At 47.1% G+C, this 14,928-nt stretch carries 15 protein-coding genes; 11 read left to right on the plus strand and 4 right to left on the minus strand.

Going from position 1 to position 14,928, the window contains the following annotated elements; genetic code table 11:
* The 7 genes from KNP87_RS00345 (at position 1) to trxA (ending at position 6,293) form a co-directional block, all read left to right on the plus strand.
* Positions 1–408, plus strand: coding sequence for a DUF350 domain-containing protein (locus KNP87_RS00345; RefSeq protein WP_012371039.1), 408 nt, complete (start codon positions 1–3; stop codon positions 406–408).
* Between the two features lie 185 nt (positions 409–593).
* Positions 594–1,487, plus strand: coding sequence for a YitT family protein (locus KNP87_RS00350; protein ID WP_035414072.1), 894 nt, complete (start codon positions 594–596; stop codon positions 1,485–1,487).
* A gap of 172 nt (positions 1,488–1,659) precedes the next feature.
* Complete coding sequence (locus KNP87_RS00355; RefSeq protein WP_035387583.1) at positions 1,660–3,333, plus strand: AMP-binding protein; 1,674 nt, start codon at positions 1,660–1,662, stop codon at positions 3,331–3,333.
* Positions 3,334–3,404: 71 nt separating this feature from the next.
* A complete protein-coding gene (locus tag KNP87_RS00360) occupies positions 3,405–3,983 on the plus strand; it encodes a fatty acid metabolism transcriptional regulator FadR (protein WP_026832375.1) in 579 nt (192 codons plus the stop codon).
* 80 nt (positions 3,984–4,063) lie between these two features.
* The gene (locus KNP87_RS00365; RefSeq protein WP_026832376.1) at positions 4,064–4,837 is read left to right on the plus strand and encodes an electron transfer flavoprotein subunit beta/FixA family protein; all 774 of its coding nucleotides are present in this window, start codon (positions 4,064–4,066) and stop codon (positions 4,835–4,837) included.
* A gap of 15 nt (positions 4,838–4,852) precedes the next feature.
* Positions 4,853–5,815 carry an electron transfer flavoprotein subunit alpha/FixB family protein gene (locus KNP87_RS00370; RefSeq protein WP_214720542.1) on the plus strand — a complete coding sequence of 321 codons (963 nt, stop codon included), beginning with the start codon at positions 4,853–4,855 and terminating at the stop codon, positions 5,813–5,815.
* Positions 5,816–5,864: 49 nt separating this feature from the next.
* Positions 5,865–6,293, plus strand: a complete 429-nt coding sequence (gene trxA / locus KNP87_RS00375) for a thioredoxin (protein WP_255415517.1) — start codon at positions 5,865–5,867, stop codon at positions 6,291–6,293.
* 60 nt (positions 6,294–6,353) lie between these two features.
* On the opposite strand, the gene KNP87_RS00380 is transcribed toward trxA, so the two are convergent.
* Positions 6,354–6,740, minus strand: coding sequence for a VOC family protein (locus tag KNP87_RS00380; RefSeq protein ID WP_214720543.1), 387 nt, complete (start codon positions 6,738–6,740; stop codon positions 6,354–6,356).
* A gap of 21 nt (positions 6,741–6,761) precedes the next feature.
* Positions 6,762–8,084 carry a dihydrolipoyl dehydrogenase family protein gene (locus KNP87_RS00385; RefSeq protein ID WP_026832380.1) on the minus strand — a complete coding sequence of 441 codons (1,323 nt, stop codon included), beginning with the start codon at positions 8,082–8,084 and terminating at the stop codon, positions 6,762–6,764.
* A gap of 82 nt (positions 8,085–8,166) precedes the next feature.
* On the opposite strand from KNP87_RS00385, the gene uvrC reads away from it, so the two are divergent.
* Positions 8,167–9,951: an excinuclease ABC subunit UvrC gene (gene uvrC / locus KNP87_RS00390; protein WP_026832381.1), complete on the plus strand. Its 1,785-nt coding sequence runs from the start codon at positions 8,167–8,169 to the stop codon at positions 9,949–9,951.
* Between the two features lie 362 nt (positions 9,952–10,313).
* Here the strand turns inward: uvrC and KNP87_RS00395 are convergent, their stop codons facing one another.
* Both KNP87_RS00395 and KNP87_RS00400 read right to left on the minus strand, forming a co-directional pair.
* Complete coding sequence (locus tag KNP87_RS00395; protein WP_026832382.1) at positions 10,314–10,928, minus strand: PH domain-containing protein; 615 nt, start codon at positions 10,926–10,928, stop codon at positions 10,314–10,316.
* A 107-nt stretch (positions 10,929–11,035) separates the two neighbouring features.
* A complete protein-coding gene (locus KNP87_RS00400) occupies positions 11,036–11,455 on the minus strand; it encodes a YslB family protein (protein ID WP_026832383.1) in 420 nt (139 codons plus the stop codon).
* A 224-nt stretch (positions 11,456–11,679) separates the two neighbouring features.
* On the opposite strand from KNP87_RS00400, the gene KNP87_RS00405 reads away from it, so the two are divergent.
* Genes KNP87_RS00405 through sdhB form a run of 3 tightly spaced genes read left to right on the plus strand, consistent with a single transcriptional unit; the run spans position 11,680 to position 14,886 of the window.
* Positions 11,680–12,297, plus strand: coding sequence for a succinate dehydrogenase cytochrome b558 subunit (locus tag KNP87_RS00405; protein ID WP_026832384.1), 618 nt, complete (start codon positions 11,680–11,682; stop codon positions 12,295–12,297).
* Positions 12,298–12,316: 19 nt separating this feature from the next.
* Positions 12,317–14,080, plus strand: coding sequence for a succinate dehydrogenase flavoprotein subunit (gene sdhA / locus KNP87_RS00410; protein WP_214720544.1), 1,764 nt, complete (start codon positions 12,317–12,319; stop codon positions 14,078–14,080).
* On the plus strand, positions 14,080–14,886 hold the full coding sequence (sdhB, locus tag KNP87_RS00415; protein ID WP_026832386.1) for a succinate dehydrogenase iron-sulfur subunit: 807 nt from the start codon (positions 14,080–14,082) through the stop codon (positions 14,884–14,886). The genes sdhA and sdhB overlap by 1 nt, the downstream gene beginning before the upstream one ends.
* The last annotated feature ends 42 nt before the right edge of the window (positions 14,887–14,928 follow it).

Genomic DNA, 14,928 nt, shown 5'->3' on the forward strand with positions numbered 1-14,928 from the left:
GTGAATATTTTTGAAAACGTTTATGTCTATACGACGGCTTTATATTCGGTGGCAGGATTATTGATCATTATGGGCTTGGCACTTTTTGAGTTGACAACCCGGTACCGAAACTGGGAACATATCAAGAGTGGAAACATTGCGGTTGCCCTCGCAACGGGTGGCAAGATCATTGGTCTGGCGAACATCGTTCATTTCGCCGTTCAAAGCGAACAACGTGTGGGTGCCATCTTTTTAGAAAGTGCGTTCGGATTTTTATTACTGATTTCGACTTATTGGATTTTTGAATTCTTGACACCGAATCTCCCGGTTGACCGAGAGATCGAAAAAGGAAATATCGCGGTCGGGATCATTTCCTGTTCATTATCAATCGGCATGTCTTATGTCATTGGTTCGGCGTTAGTGGGGTGAGCACGTGTTAGAACGGTTAGCAAAAATCATGTTCGGCGTATCGATTGCCTTTTTGGTCGTCGGCATACTTTGGATTTTCATGAATTAAAAGAACTGGCTGTGCCAAGTGATTATTCCGTACTGAGCTCGATTCAGTACGGAATTTTTATTGGGACCCGCGAAAGAACAACGAAGGAGGAAACTACATGAATGTAAGAAAAACCAATACAAATGAAATACGGCGGCGCGCCTTTGAAGCGATGCAACTGATTTCCTGGAAAGATATCTTCTGGATCATCGTCGGTTCGGCGATTCTTGCGTTTGGAATCAACTACTTCACGATCCCAAACGACTTATCGGAAGGCGGACTGATCGGGATTACCGTCATTTTCTACTATCTGTACGGCTGGAATACCGGGTTGGTGTCCTTGATTGCGAATGCGCTCTTGTTCATCATCGGGTACCGGTTCTTGAGCCGGAAGACGATGATTTATTCCGTGATTTCAGTTGCGACGACTTCATTTGTCCTGTCGGCAACAGCGTCGCTCGCGACGGCTTCCGATAACCGGTTGATCGGGACGATTTACGCAGGAATTCTGATTGGTCTTGGAATCGGACTTGTCATTCGCGCAGGCGGGACGACCGGCGGCGGTGTCATCATCGCCCGGTTGATGAACAAGTACTTGAATTTAGGGATTGCCGTTTCGATGTTCATCATCGACGTGACGGTTGTCGGAGCTTCCGGATTCCTGTTTGGAGAAGAAACGATGCTCTATACGTTGATTGCCATCATCATCGGCTCTTATTTAATTGATCTGGTCAGCGAAGGACTGAATGTCCGTGAAGCGGTCACAATCATCAGTCACCGCCAGGAAGAAATTGCAACGATTTTGACGGAAACACTCGGTCGCAGTGCGACGGTCATTCACAGCCATGGTCATTTCACGAAACAGAAAAACGACATGTTATACATGATTGTCGATAAACGCCAACTTGCACCGCTGAAACAAATCGTCGAGGCGGCGGATCCCCGTGCCTTTGTCGTCATTCATAAAGTACGTGAAGTCATCGGTGAGGGATTCACCTATCCGTCACGCTAACGATCGATCAAAGCAACCACTTGCGAAAGAGCAGGTGGTTTTTTTGTGGTGTGCTCAAAATATCTCTGATTGGGAAAAATGTGAAATTTATTTTAGATCAGGACTAGCCGCTGTGGACAAATTACACGTATAATAAAAATGAATAGTAATTCAGTCACAGGGAGGGATTGGAATGGATTCAGCATGGTTAAAGGATTATCCGGAACAAGTACCTGCATCAATCGCCTATCGCGAGATACCGCTCTATCAAGCACTTGAAGAGGCGGCAGACGAATTTCCGGGACGACGTGCACTCAGTTTTCTGGGAAAACGCATGACGTTCCAGGAAGTGCGCCAAGAGGCCCGAAGCTTTGCCCAAGTCCTGCAAGACGCCGGACTCGAGAAGGGTGACCGGGTCGGTTTGATGTTACCGAACTGTCCCCAGTACATGATCAGTTATTATGCAGTATTGTACGCAGGTGGAACTGTCGTCCAAGTTAATCCGCTGTATACTGATCGTGAGTTGGAACAGATTTTGGTCGACTCCGGTGCGAAGATTCTCGTTACGTTGGATTTACTGTATCCGAAAGCCTCACGCGTCAAAGCAACGACGGTTTTAAAAACGGTTGTCACAACGAGTATTGCCGACTATCTGACTTTTCCGAAAAACAAGCTGTATCCGATCAAATCCCGCAAAGACAATAACATCATCATCGATACGACCGGTTCGATTCCGTTTTTATCACACCGCGGTGCTGAAATGATCGAACCGATTGCAATCAATCCGAAAGAAGACATCGCAGTGTTACAATATACAGGAGGAACGACCGGGGCACCAAAAGGAGTCATGTTGACCCACTTTAACTTGAGTGCCAACGTAGAGCAGATCAGCCAGTGGTTCTACAAGTATTCGCGGGGGGATGGACGGAAGTTATTAGCCGTCGTGCCTTATTTCCACGTCTACGGCATGACCTGTAATTTAAACTTCGGTATGTTTAATGCCTATGAACAAATCATTTTACCAAAATTTGATTTGGAACAAGTCTTAAAGACGATTGATAAGGAAAAACCGAATCTGTTCCCGGGGGCACCGACGATGTATGTCGGCTTGTTGAACCATCCGAAGTTGAAAAAATATGACTTGTCATCAATCGAAGCGTGTATCTCGGGATCGGCACCATTGCCGGTTGAAGTACAGGAAAAATTTGAACAGGTGACAGGCGGACGGATCGTTGAAGGATACGGGTTATCGGAAACGAGCCCTGTGACGCATACGAATTGTATCTGGGACAAACGTGTCCCGGGATCGGTGGGGATCCCTGTTCCGGATACGATTGCGAAGATTGTCCAACCGGACGGAGAAACACCCGCCGCACCTGGAGAAATCGGGGAAATTCTCGTCCGTGGTCCGCAAGTCATGAAGGGGTACTGGAAACGTCCGGAAGACACGCAAGCCGTTTTACGCGATGGTTGGTTGCATACGGGGGATCTTGGATATGTCGGAGAAGATCATTATTTCCGGATTGTTGATCGGAAAAAAGATTTGATCATCGCATCAGGCTTTAACATCTATCCGCGGGAAGTCGAGGAAATCCTGTACGAACATCCGGCGGTGAAAGAAGCCGTTGTGATCGGGGTTCCGGACGCTTATCGGGGGGAAACGGTCAAGGCGTTTATTGTCTTGAAAGATGACAGTGTAACGACGGAAGAAGAACTCGATCAATTCTGCCGCAAAAGCCTGGCATCGTTTAAAGTACCGAAACAATACGAGTTCAGACAGGAGTTACCGAAAACCTTTGTCGGTAAAATTCTCCGTCGGGTACTGATTGAGGAAGAACGCGCAAAACAGCTGGAAGAAAGCAGTTGACAGCTCAAAAAGACATGATAGAATAAATATGAATGAACCATCATTCATTTTATGTGTTAGGAGATAGCCTTATGAAAAGAACGATGTCTAAGAGTGATCGCATCATTGATGCTGCAGTCAAGGTGATTGCAAAAAATGGGTACCACGGTGCCAAAGTCACGGCGATTGCCAAAGAAGCTGGCGTAGCGGACGGAACGATTTATCTTTACTTCAAGAACAAGGAACATCTGTTGATTTCATTGTTCCAAGCGAAGATGGGCAGTTTCATCGAGTATTCGGAAGCGCAAATTGCGCTTCATCAATCGGCGACACAACAGCTGGCGGCGCTGATCGAAGCCCACCTTGAGCAACTGTCGGTGGACTATGATTTAGCGGTCGTCACCCAAATCGAGTTACGACAATCCAATCAAGAGATGCGCCACAATATCGCAACGGTGCTTAAACCATATCTTCACTTGATTGATCGTGTCATCCGAAACGGGATGGAGTCCGGCGAATTTTCAGAGACGCTTGATTATCGATTGGCGAGACAGATGGTATTTGGAACGATTGACGAAGTCGTGACAAGTTGGATGGCGAGCGGATTTAAATACGATTTGCTCGAGACGCGTCACGGGATTCATCGGATGTTAATTAAAGGGCTGAGTTAAGCCCTTTTCCTAACAAACTTTTTGTAAGCGGATACAAAAATGATGGTGGTCAATAGAAGTTGACAGAGGGGGAACGAAGAATGGAAATCTATGTCTTGTTAAAACGAACGTTTGATACGGAAGAGGCAATCCAACTTGAAAATGGTCAAATCGAAGAGGATGGTGCCGAGTTTATCATCAATCCTTATGATGAGTATGCGGTGGAAGAAGCGATTCGTGTTCGCGATGCCCATTCTGGAACAGTGACGGTCGTCACCGTCGGACCGGAGGACGCGGACAAAGAACTCCGGACTGCCCTTGCGATGGGTGCTGATCAAGCGGTCCGTATCTCGATTGAAGATGATATCGAAGAAGCAGATCACTATTCGGTGTCAGAAGTCCTGGCCGGTTACTTGAAAGAACAGACGGTGGATTTGATCATCGCCGGGAATGTCGCTGTTGACGGGGGAAGCGGACAAGTGGCGCCACGTGTTGCGGAGTTGCTGGATATTCCGTATGTGACGACGATTACGAAGCTTGAATTGACAGGTACGGACGCTGTCGTCACACGTGACGCAGAAGGGGATACAGAAGTCATCAAGACGTCGCTACCGTTACTCGTCACCGCACAACAAGGATTAAATGAACCACGTTATCCGAGTCTTCCGGGCATCATGAAAGCGAAAAAGAAACCGCTCGAAGAACTTGAATTATCCGACCTGGAATTGGATGAAGACGAGTTGGCACCACGACTCGAGACGATCGAACGTTTTTTACCGCCAAACAAAGCAGCCGGTAAAATCCTCGAAGGTGATCTTTCGGTTCAAGTACAGGAACTCGCTTCATTATTACGCAACGAAGCAAAAGTTGTTTAAGGGGGAAGAAATGATATGTCAAAAGCACTTGTACTTGCAGAATCACGTGACGGTAATTTACGGAATGTTTCATTTGAAGCGATTGCTGCGGCGAACCTAGTGGCAGATGAAGTCGTGGTGGCCCTGATCGGACAAAACGTCGCAGTGGATGCCTCACAACTTGCTGCACGAGGGGCCCATCAAGTTCTCGTCGTCGAAGACGAGCGGTTGCAACATTATACACCGGACGGTTATGGACAAGTCTTCATGCAACTGATTGAACGTGTGGCACCGGACGTCATCGTCTTTGGCCATACGTCGCTCGGGAAAGATCTGTCACCTAAAATCGCGGCGAAGTTACAAGCCGGCTTGATCAGTGATGTGACGTCGATCGAAGGAACAGGTACGGAGGCTTCCTTCATCCGTCCGATCTATTCAGGAAAAGCCTTTGAAAAAGTAAAGGTGTCGGAAGGAAAGATTCTCTTTACCGTTCGTCCGAACAATATCGAACCACTGGCTGAAGGTGCTTCGGAAGGAACCGTTGAATCCGTGACGGTTGAGCTAAAGGATTTACGGACCATCGTCTCGGAAGTCGTACGTAAAGCGACAGGCGGTGTGGATCTTTCGGAAGCAAAAGTCATCGTCGCGGGTGGACGAGGCGTCAAAAGTTCTGATGGATTTGCGCCGCTCCAAGAACTGGCAGACTTGCTCGGTGGAGCGGTCGGTGCATCGCGTGGTGCGTGTGACGCGGACTATTGCGATTACGCCTTACAAATCGGTCAGACCGGTAAAGTCGTTACACCAGACTTATATATCGCCTGTGGTATTTCTGGAGCGATTCAACATTTAGCCGGTATGTCGAATGCGAAAGTCATCGTCGCCATCAACAAAGATCCGGAAGCGAACATCTTCTCGGTTGCAGATTACGGAATCGTCGGGGACCTGTTTGATGTCGTGCCGTTATTGACGGCAGAATTCAAAAAAATGCTTGTGCATTAAGGGATGAAATAGGAGCAAAGAGTAACTTCTTTGCTTCTTTTTTTGTGGGATGACTTGTCTGAGCAGTTTCGTTTGTTGTAAGGTAGGGCTGTGCTATACTCAAGTCAGTAAAAAGATTGCTTTGACCGACAAGTCAAGACAATCTAAAAATAGGAGGTTATTCTCAATGGCAATCGTACACGCAACTAGCCAATCATTTAAAGAAGATACACAAGAAGGTCTCGTTCTCGTTGATTTCTGGGCAACATGGTGCGGACCATGTCGCATGCTCGCTCCAGTTCTTGAAGAACTTGACGCGGATATGCAAGACGTAAAAATCGTCAAAGTCGATGTTGACGCTAACCCGGAAGTGGCAGGAGCTTTCCAAGTTCAAAGTATCCCAACACTCGTCTTATTCAAAGACGGTCAACCGGTCAACAAAACAATGGGCTTCATGCCAAAAGACGCATTAAAAGAATTCGTTGAAACATCTAACTAATTCTACGCACGATATATAAAAGATGGCATTCCGTCAATGGGCGGAATGCCATCTTTTTGTTTAGTTGGAGGAAGAGACAGGTGAACAAAGTTCAATCAAATGACCATCCGGATCCAACACATAGGCAACGATCTGTCCCCATGGTTTCTCCGTCGGCGGCAAAATCGTCTCATGACCGGCAGCGCGGATTGTTTCGTACAATTGCTGGACATCATCCGTCACGAAGCCAAGTTCGATCGATTGTTGACCGGTTTTATCCGGGAGCTCGTAGGGAATCATGGAACGGACGTCTTCTTTTGTGTTAGAGGCAAGGACGGTCGTCCCTGTTTCAAATTCCGTATAACTCCCGTGCTCCGCTTTGATCGGGAGACCCAGCAGTCCATGGTAAAACGAACGTGTCTTGGCCGGATCTGTGATGTACAGAATGGTGTAGCCGTACCGTACCATATGAATCCTCTCCTTCATCGATTAGTCTTCGAGCAGTGAAGCGATGTCGGACGCCGGCGTCGGGTAAGCAAAACTCGTTTTTTGAAGGGCAGAACTTGGAATCCGGTGTTGCATGGCGAATGAAAAATAGTTAGCCAGTTCGGCAGCATGAACACCGATGAAGTGAGCACCAAGAATTTGATCATCTTCTCCGATTAACACTTTTGCCCGAGCGAACGGATCTTTGATCCGGACATTTGTTTGCCAACTGGATGTGTCAATCAATTTTCCGCGGTAGCGGACGTTGCTCTTTTTTAGACGTGCTTCCGTCTGGCCAACCTGTGCAAGATTCGGGGCAGTAAAGACGATACTTGGAACAGGCAGCAACTCGAGTGTTCTTGTGTTACCTTCGAGCATGTTACAGGCAGCGAGACGTCCTTCGGTCCCCGCAAAAGGAGTCAGTGCCGGATTTCCGCTGACCGCGACGTCACCCGCTGCGTAGATGTTCGGAGCAGACGACTGCAGGTAATCATTGACACGGATTCCTTTGTCCTCAAAGATGACTCCTGCTTTATTTAAGTCCAGAGAATCGATGCTTGCGACGCGACCTGTCGCATTCAAGACAACATCTGCCTGGACGTTTGTTCCGTTGGATAAAGCGAGTGTCGTCTCCTCATAAGAGACCACTTCCGTCTCATGGATGATGTGAATGCCAAGAGCTTCCGTCGCTTCCAGTAAGACCGCAACCAACTCCTGTTCGAATTGTTTCAGTGCAGTTGAACGTAAGACCATCGTTACTTCCGCGCCGGCGATTCGCGCGAGATGCGCAAATTCAAAGGAAATGTAACCGCCGCCGATACAGACAAGCCGACGCGGTACGTCACGCAACTCCAAAAATTCATTGCTGTTCAAGAAACGCTCACTGCCCGGAACCGAAAGCTCACGCGGGCGAAGACCGGTAGCAATCAAAAACTGTTCCGCCTCCAACTCGATATCGTCGACGAGCAACTTCTTATTGGACAAGAAGCGGGGTTCGCCGTGGTAGTAATCAATGCCCAAATCATCGTAACGATTTCGTGTTTGTTCCGGAATCGCGCGTGTATACTCATTTTTTCGTTCCATCAGTTGGCGCCAATCGATGGAAACCAATCCTTTCAAACCATATCCGAGTAAGCGTTCAACAGCATCTTTCGCTTCACTGCCGGTCAAAAGAATTTTTTTGGCATCGCATCCCCGTTGTGAGCATGTTCCGCCCGGTGTAAAGTTTTCGATAATCGCCACGCGAAGTCCTTTTTCAGCAAATTTATAAGCAGCCTGATTCCCGGCTGCACCTGTTCCTAATACAATGCAATCATATGTACGCATTTTTTATCCCCCATATGTCATAATCAATGTAAGATATTTACCCTATAACGTAAAACTAGAAACGGTGGAAGGAGACATTTTTGTGAGTCATCAAGAACATATCAAGGCGAAACTATCCCTTTTACCTGATGAACCAGGGTGTTATTTGCACAAAAACCAATTTGGAGAAGTCATTTATGTCGGAAAAGCCAAAAATCTAAAAAATCGTGTCCGGTCTTACTTTACCGGTGCACATGATTTGAAAACCGAACGTCTCGTTGCGGACATCCGTGATTTTGAGTACATCATTACAGCGAGTGAACTAGAAGCGCTCTTGCTTGAAATGACACTGATCAAAAAACATGATCCGAAATACAACATCATGCTGAAAGACGATAAATCTTATCCGTATCTGAAAATCACGAACGAAACATATCCGCGTCTGATCACGACCCGTAAATTAAAGAAAGACGGGGGACATTATTTTGGTCCCTATCCGAATGCCTACGCGGCAAACGAAACCAAACGTCTGCTCGACCGTCTGTATCCACTTCGAAAGTGTCAGCCGATGCCGAAAAAACTGTGTTTGTATTACCATATCGGTCAGTGTCTCGGTCCTTGTGAGATTCCGAATCTGGAAAATGAGCAAAAGGAGATCGTCGCGGAAATTCGTCGTTTTCTGTCCGGTGAAACAAAAGACCTTGTCCAGTCCCTTCAAGAGAAGATGGGCAGTGCAGCAGAAGCCATGGAATTCGAACGGGCCGGTGAATTGCGTGACCAAGTTCGGGCCATTGAGTCGATCATGAATAAACAAAATATGATCACGGCAGACCTGACGTCCCGCGACGTGTTCGGGATTTATGTCGATAAAGGCTGGATGTGTGTCCAAGTCTTCTTCTTACGTGGTGGAAAAATGATTGAACGGGATGTGTCACTGTTTCCGATTTACGGAACGGCAGCGGAAGAATTGGAAAGTTTCATCGTTCAATTTTACGAAAAAAACATCAAACCAAGTGAAATTTACGTCCCGCCGCTCGTCAATCAGATGTTGCTCAAAGAAGCGATTGGTCTTCGTGTCCATGTCCCGGTCCGCGGTTCAAAACGTAAATTATTGGATCTTGCCACGAAAAATGCCGAGAACGCGATTGGCGAACGTTTTGAATTGATTGCCCGTGATGAAAAGAAAACCGTTCAGGCGGTTCAAGAACTGGCAGACGCAATTGATGTCCATCCGCTATCACGCATCGAAATCATCGATAATGCCAATATTCAAGGGGCGGATGCCGTGTCGGCACTTGTCGTCTTTGAAGACGGAAAACCGCTCAAAAAAGAGTACCGGAAATTCAAGATCAAGACTGTCAAAGGACCGGATGATTATGAATCGATGCGGGAAATCGTCCGACGCCGATACCGCCGTCTGTTACTGGAAGGTGCCCGTCTACCGGATCTTGTATTGATCGATGGTGGACTGGGTCAACTCAATGCGGCACTTGAAGTGATTCAAGATGAACTCGGCTTATCCCTGCCTGTCGGTTCACTAAAAAAAGACGACAAGCACCGGACGAGTCAACTGTTGTTTGGGGAAGGCGGACAATTAATTGAACTGCACCCCCGATCCAGTGCGTTTTATTTGTTGCAACGGATGCAGGACGAGGTGCACCGCTTTGCGATTACGTTCCACCGCTCGTTACGTTCAAAAGGCATGACGCGTTCGCTTCTTGACGACATTCCGGGTGTTGGTCCCAAACGGCGCCAACAATTGATTCGTCATTTCGGATCGATGCGCAGTTTGAAAAAAGCCAACATCGAACAATTGACGGAAGCTGGTTTACCAACCAAATTAGCGGAGACGGTTGCGGAGTATCTCAGTCAGACGAATGAGGAATGAGTAGAACGTAGTTGAATCGTTGACGACAAACAGAGGATCCGGCTTCAGCTAGAAGTCGGATCCTCTGTTGTATGCGGATTGGTATCAGTGTCAGCAAACAAACGGTTCAGCAAAAGCATTATGTAGTCACCTTGTGAACCACCAGATTAAAAACAGGCAGGCAAGGATTAAAAATCCTGCTAGAAAAAGAACATGTTTTCTTTCGCTCTTTTTTTGAGAAGTGGATGCGATGACACTGACAGTCAATACAAGCGCGATGGCGAACCAAGTCCAAAAGCTCATGTCGGTTCTCCTTTCCGTCTGAAAATCAGTACAAATATGCAATCAGGCACACCGATAGCTCGGTGTGCCTGATTTATTAATTAGTTATTAATGTATTTTTCGTAAAATGATCCGAAGTCTTTTTGGTTCCATTTGTAGTAATGTCCTTGTAACCAGTCGAAGGACTCTTGCGACAAATCTTTGAACGTTTGCGGCACGTTCATGTCACCTTGACGGAGACCACCAAGAATCGTGACGGAATGATTGAGTGAGTTGTTCGCAAACTCAAGCATCTTTTGTCCTTCATATTGTTTTTCGGCAATGGCAAGAAGGGCTTTATACAAGTCCTTTACATGTTCCAACTGTTTTTTATCGACGTCGATCGAATAATGTTTTCCGCCAATTTCAAACTTGATTTCGACATCAAGATCAACCGTTCCGGCCGTTTCGAACATGACGTGACGAATCGGATAATGGGCGTATGGATAACGATAGAGAACACGTTTTGAACTGACGGCACTCTCGCCATCCAGATGCACAAGGGCCAAATTCGTAAAGCAGTATTCATCTGTTTTTGATTTGATCAGAAAATAAATTTTTTCACCGTCTTCATGTAACACGTAATCATCGGCGGCGGCTTTATCAAAGTCGTCAGGGTGAATCACTTGCCCAATATCACTGAATCCTGTTAAATCGGCTGCTAGTTTCTTGAACATAAAAATTCCTCCTTTGATGAATGGGGTCGATTATTGATACGGCAATTCAATAAAAAGGTTTCATGTTTCAAGAATTCGCCATTGATGACTAGATTCCTGTGTCTGTTTTAAACAGAGCGCTCGATCGGATCTTTAGGATCAATCTCAATCATGATCTGTACATGATCCTTCTGCCATTCCGCATATCCTTCCGCCACACAGCCATTCATTTTGGCGAACTGTTCTGCCAAAAAGCCGGCTTCAAGCTGGAAATAACCTGCCGGACGTTCTGTCCGTGTCGATTCTGGCGGTGTCAAAAGAAATGTTGCAGATGTTCCTTTTTGCTTCTTTAACTCTAACTGTCCCCAACCGGCTTCGTAGAAAAATGGTGTCACTTCTTCGATGCTCAAGACGGGAAATTCACGTGCCAATCGTTTTCCCGCCCAATAGATGACCTGGCGATAATCTGTTCCTAATAAGTCCGTCAACACATAGTCACGAATCAATTCGATTCCGAATGTGGAAGAGGGATTTGGTACCGAATCCATCAGCAATCACTCCTATCTCTGAAACTATTATAGCGAGGTAATTCTGATGGGTCATTGTTTTCCTAAAAAAATTTGCAGTTATTTGCAGTTAAATGCAACGGCTCGGGTTGTCTTATAAAAAGGACAGGAGTAGAATAAGTGATGAAAAGACGAATTTCCTTATGAAAGCGCTTTTCTACCAAAATGCGCCAACGTTTGATTGGCAAACAAAAGGGGGGATTTGGATGGCGAATCATCGTGATTTCGTGGGGCGTAAAATACACTCACTGCTCGGCGTCATTCCAATCGGGTTATTTTTACTTTCTCATTTTACGACGAACTATTTCATCGTTCGTGGCGAGGAAGACTTTAATAAGGCTGCGGATATCGTGGGGAGCGTTCCGTATCGGTTGTTCTTGGAAGTGTTTGTCATCTTCATTCCAATCATCCTGCACGGTGTCTACGGTGTGTACATCGCGTTTACAGGTTCGGCGAATACAGGTCGTTATACATACTTCCGGAACTGGATGTATGTGCTGCAACGTTTCTCCGGCGTCTTTCTTGTCGTGTTCATCACGTGGCACGTTTGGGAAACACGGGTTGCAGCAGCCATGGGAACCGCTGTTGATGCGAGTATGATGCAAAATATCGTGGATAACGGCTTCATGCTTGCTTTCTACATCGTCGGAATCTTGGCGACGACGTTCCACCTCGCGAACGGACTTTGGACGTTCTGCATCACATGGGGAATCACACAGTCACCTGCTTCTCAAAAGGCGATGTCGTATGTGGCCGCCCTCGTATTCATCGGATTATCGTTTGTAGGCGTACGCTCGATCTTGACGTTTGCAGGCGTGTTGTAAGGAAAGGGGAACTAACAACATGGCGAATAAAAATCTTGTCATCATCGGTGGAGGTCTCGCCGGCTTGATGGCTACGATAAAAGCAGCTGAACAAGGCGTACCGGTCAAATTGTTTTCACTCGTGCCCGTAAAACGGTCACACTCCGTTTGCGCACAGGGTGGAATCAATGGTGCCGTCAATACGAAGGGGGAAGGCGATTCGCCTTACCAACATCTCGACGATACGGTTTATGGCGGCGATTTCTTAGCGAACCAACCACCGGTCCAAAAGATGACGGAAGCAGCACCAAAAATCATCCATATGTTCGACCGGATGGGCGTCATGTTCAACCGGACACCGGAAGGGTTACTCGATTTCCGTCGTTTCGGCGGAACGTTACACCACCGGACAGCATATGCCGGTGCGACGACGGGGCAACAGTTATTGTACGCACTGGATGAACAGGTGCGTAAGTTTGAAGCGCAAGGTTTGGTAGAGAAGTATGAAGGATGGGAATTCCTTCGCGCAATCATTGACGAAGAAGGAATTTGTCGTGGTGCGGTATGTCAGGATTTACGATCGATGGAAATCGAGGCGTTTGCAGCCGATTCCGTCATTTTGGCAACAGGTGGTCCGGGTGTCATCTTCGGTAAATCGACGAACTCGGTCATCAATACAGGACAGGCGGCAGCAGCGGTTTACCGCCAAGGTGCCATCTATGCGAACGGGGAGTTCATCCAAATCCACCCGACAGCGATTCCGGGGGACGACAAACTTCGTCTCATGAGCGAATCAGCGCGTGGTGAAGGTGGTCGTGTCTGGACGTATAAAGACGGAAAACCATGGTATTTCCTTGAAGAAAAGTACCCGGCATACGGAAATCTCGTACCGCGTGATATCGCGACACGTGAAATCTTTGATGTTTGTGTCAATCAGAAGCTCGGCGTCAACGGGGAAAACATGGTCTATCTTGATCTTTCTCATAAAGATGCAAAAGAACTCGACGTTAAACTCGGCGGAATTCTTGAGATTTATGAAAAATTCGTCGGGGACGATCCGCGTAAAGTACCAATGAAAATCTTCCCGGCTGTCCATTATTCGATGGGCGGATTATGGGTCGACTACGATCAGATGACGAACATTCCAGGATTGTTCGCATCCGGTGAATGTGATTACTCGATGCACGGTGGAAACCGTCTTGGAGCCAACTCCTTATTGTCCGCTGTTTACGGTGGGATGGTAGCAGGACCTTCAGCGATCGCCTATATGAACGAACTTGATAAATCGGTTCATGATATGCCGGAAGAAGTTGTGGAAGCCCACAAGATTGCTGAAATCAATCGTTTCAACGACATTCTGGCAATGGAAGGGACGGAAAACGCGTATCAAATTCACCGTGAACTCGGTGAGGTCATGACCGACAATGTAACGGTTGTTCGTTACAACGATAAACTCGAACAGACACTGGATAAAATTCATGAACTGCGCGATCGCTTCACGCGGATTTCAGCAACGGATACAGCACGTTGGAGCAACCAAGGAGCGTCATTCATCCGTCAACTCGACCACATGCTTGATCTCGCGGAAGCGATTACGCTTGGTGCCTTACAACGCGATGAGAGTCGTGGCGCCCATTACAAACCGGACTTCCCGGAACGTGATGACGAACGGTTCTTGAAAACGACGATGGCACGTTATACAAACGGTCATCCGGAAATCTATTACGAAGAAGTCGATACATCACTGATTCCACCACGTAAACGCGACTACAGTAAGAAGTCGAAGAAAGAGGTGAAGGCATAATGGCGACACCACTCGAACAGAAAACGAATCAAAAACCGGTTCAGTTCATCGTACAACGTCAGGATGGACCGGATGGGAAAGCTTATGATGAAGCATTTGAAGTGCCTTATCGTCCGAATATGAACGTCATTTCGGCACTGATGGAGATTCGTCGGAATCCTGTCAACGCAGCAGGCGAAAAAACGACGCCGATTAACTGGGACATGGGATGTCTCGAAGAAGTATGCGGCGCGTGTTCGATGGTCATCAACGGAACGCCTCGTCAATCTTGTACGGCGCTCGTCGATAAACTCGAACAACCGATCCGTCTTCAGCCGATGCAGACGTTCCCGATCGTTCGTGACCTTCAGGTCGACCGGCAACGGATGTTTGATGCCTTGAAAAAAGTTAAAGCATGGGTGCCGATTGACGGAACGTATGACTTGGGTCCTGGACCCCGTATGCCGGAAAACAAACGTCAATGGGCATACGAACTATCAAAATGTATGACATGTGGCGTTTGCCTGGAAGCATGTCCGAACGTCAATGACCGTTCGAATTTCATCGGTCCGGCTTCGATTTCACAAGTCCGTTTGTTCAACTCGCATCCGACAGGAGCGTATCATAAAGAAGAACGGTTGGAAGCCTTGATGGAAGACGGCGGCATCATGCAGTGCGGTAACGCACAAAACTGTGTGGAAGTGTGTCCAAAAGGAATTCCGTTGACGACTTCAATCGCAGCGATGAACCGTCAAACGACGCTCCACTCCTTCAAAAAGTTCTTCGGCAGTGACGAAGGACGTACAGGAGAAGCAGTCAGTCAATAAGAAAAAGATAAAATTAAAGAAGGGGCCTTGCTCCTTCTTTTT

The organism is Exiguobacterium sp. s192 (assembly GCF_018618795.1).
GTDB lineage: Bacteria > Bacillota > Bacilli > Exiguobacteriales > Exiguobacteriaceae > Exiguobacterium_A > Exiguobacterium_A undae.

What these genes read in the sequence shown, in the direction of transcription:
- KNP87_RS00350 (WP_035414072.1), top strand. Translation starts at nt 594, where the DNA reads ATGAATGTAAGAAAAACCAATACAAATGAAATACGGCGGCGCGCCTTT.
- KNP87_RS00355 (WP_035387583.1), top strand. Translation starts at nt 1,660, where the DNA reads ATGGATTCAGCATGGTTAAAGGATTATCCGGAACAAGTACCTGCATCA.
- KNP87_RS00360 (WP_026832375.1), top strand. Translation starts at nt 3,405, where the DNA reads ATGAAAAGAACGATGTCTAAGAGTGATCGCATCATTGATGCTGCAGTC.
- KNP87_RS00365 (WP_026832376.1), top strand. Translation starts at nt 4,064, where the DNA reads ATGGAAATCTATGTCTTGTTAAAACGAACGTTTGATACGGAAGAGGCA.
- KNP87_RS00370 (WP_214720542.1), top strand. Translation starts at nt 4,853, where the DNA reads ATGTCAAAAGCACTTGTACTTGCAGAATCACGTGACGGTAATTTACGG.
- trxA (WP_255415517.1), top strand. Translation starts at nt 5,865, where the DNA reads ATGACTTGTCTGAGCAGTTTCGTTTGTTGTAAGGTAGGGCTGTGCTAT.
- KNP87_RS00380 (WP_214720543.1), bottom strand. Translation starts at nt 6,740, where the DNA reads ATGGTACGGTACGGCTACACCATTCTGTACATCACAGATCCGGCCAAG.
- KNP87_RS00385 (WP_026832380.1), bottom strand. Translation starts at nt 8,084, where the DNA reads ATGCGTACATATGATTGCATTGTATTAGGAACAGGTGCAGCCGGGAAT.
- KNP87_RS00395 (WP_026832382.1), bottom strand. Translation starts at nt 10,928, where the DNA reads ATGTTCAAGAAACTAGCAGCCGATTTAACAGGATTCAGTGATATTGGG.
- KNP87_RS00400 (WP_026832383.1), bottom strand. Translation starts at nt 11,455, where the DNA reads ATGGATTCGGTACCAAATCCCTCTTCCACATTCGGAATCGAATTGATT.
- KNP87_RS00405 (WP_026832384.1), top strand. Translation starts at nt 11,680, where the DNA reads ATGGCGAATCATCGTGATTTCGTGGGGCGTAAAATACACTCACTGCTC.
- sdhA (WP_214720544.1), top strand. Translation starts at nt 12,317, where the DNA reads ATGGCGAATAAAAATCTTGTCATCATCGGTGGAGGTCTCGCCGGCTTG.
- sdhB (WP_026832386.1), top strand. Translation starts at nt 14,080, where the DNA reads ATGGCGACACCACTCGAACAGAAAACGAATCAAAAACCGGTTCAGTTC.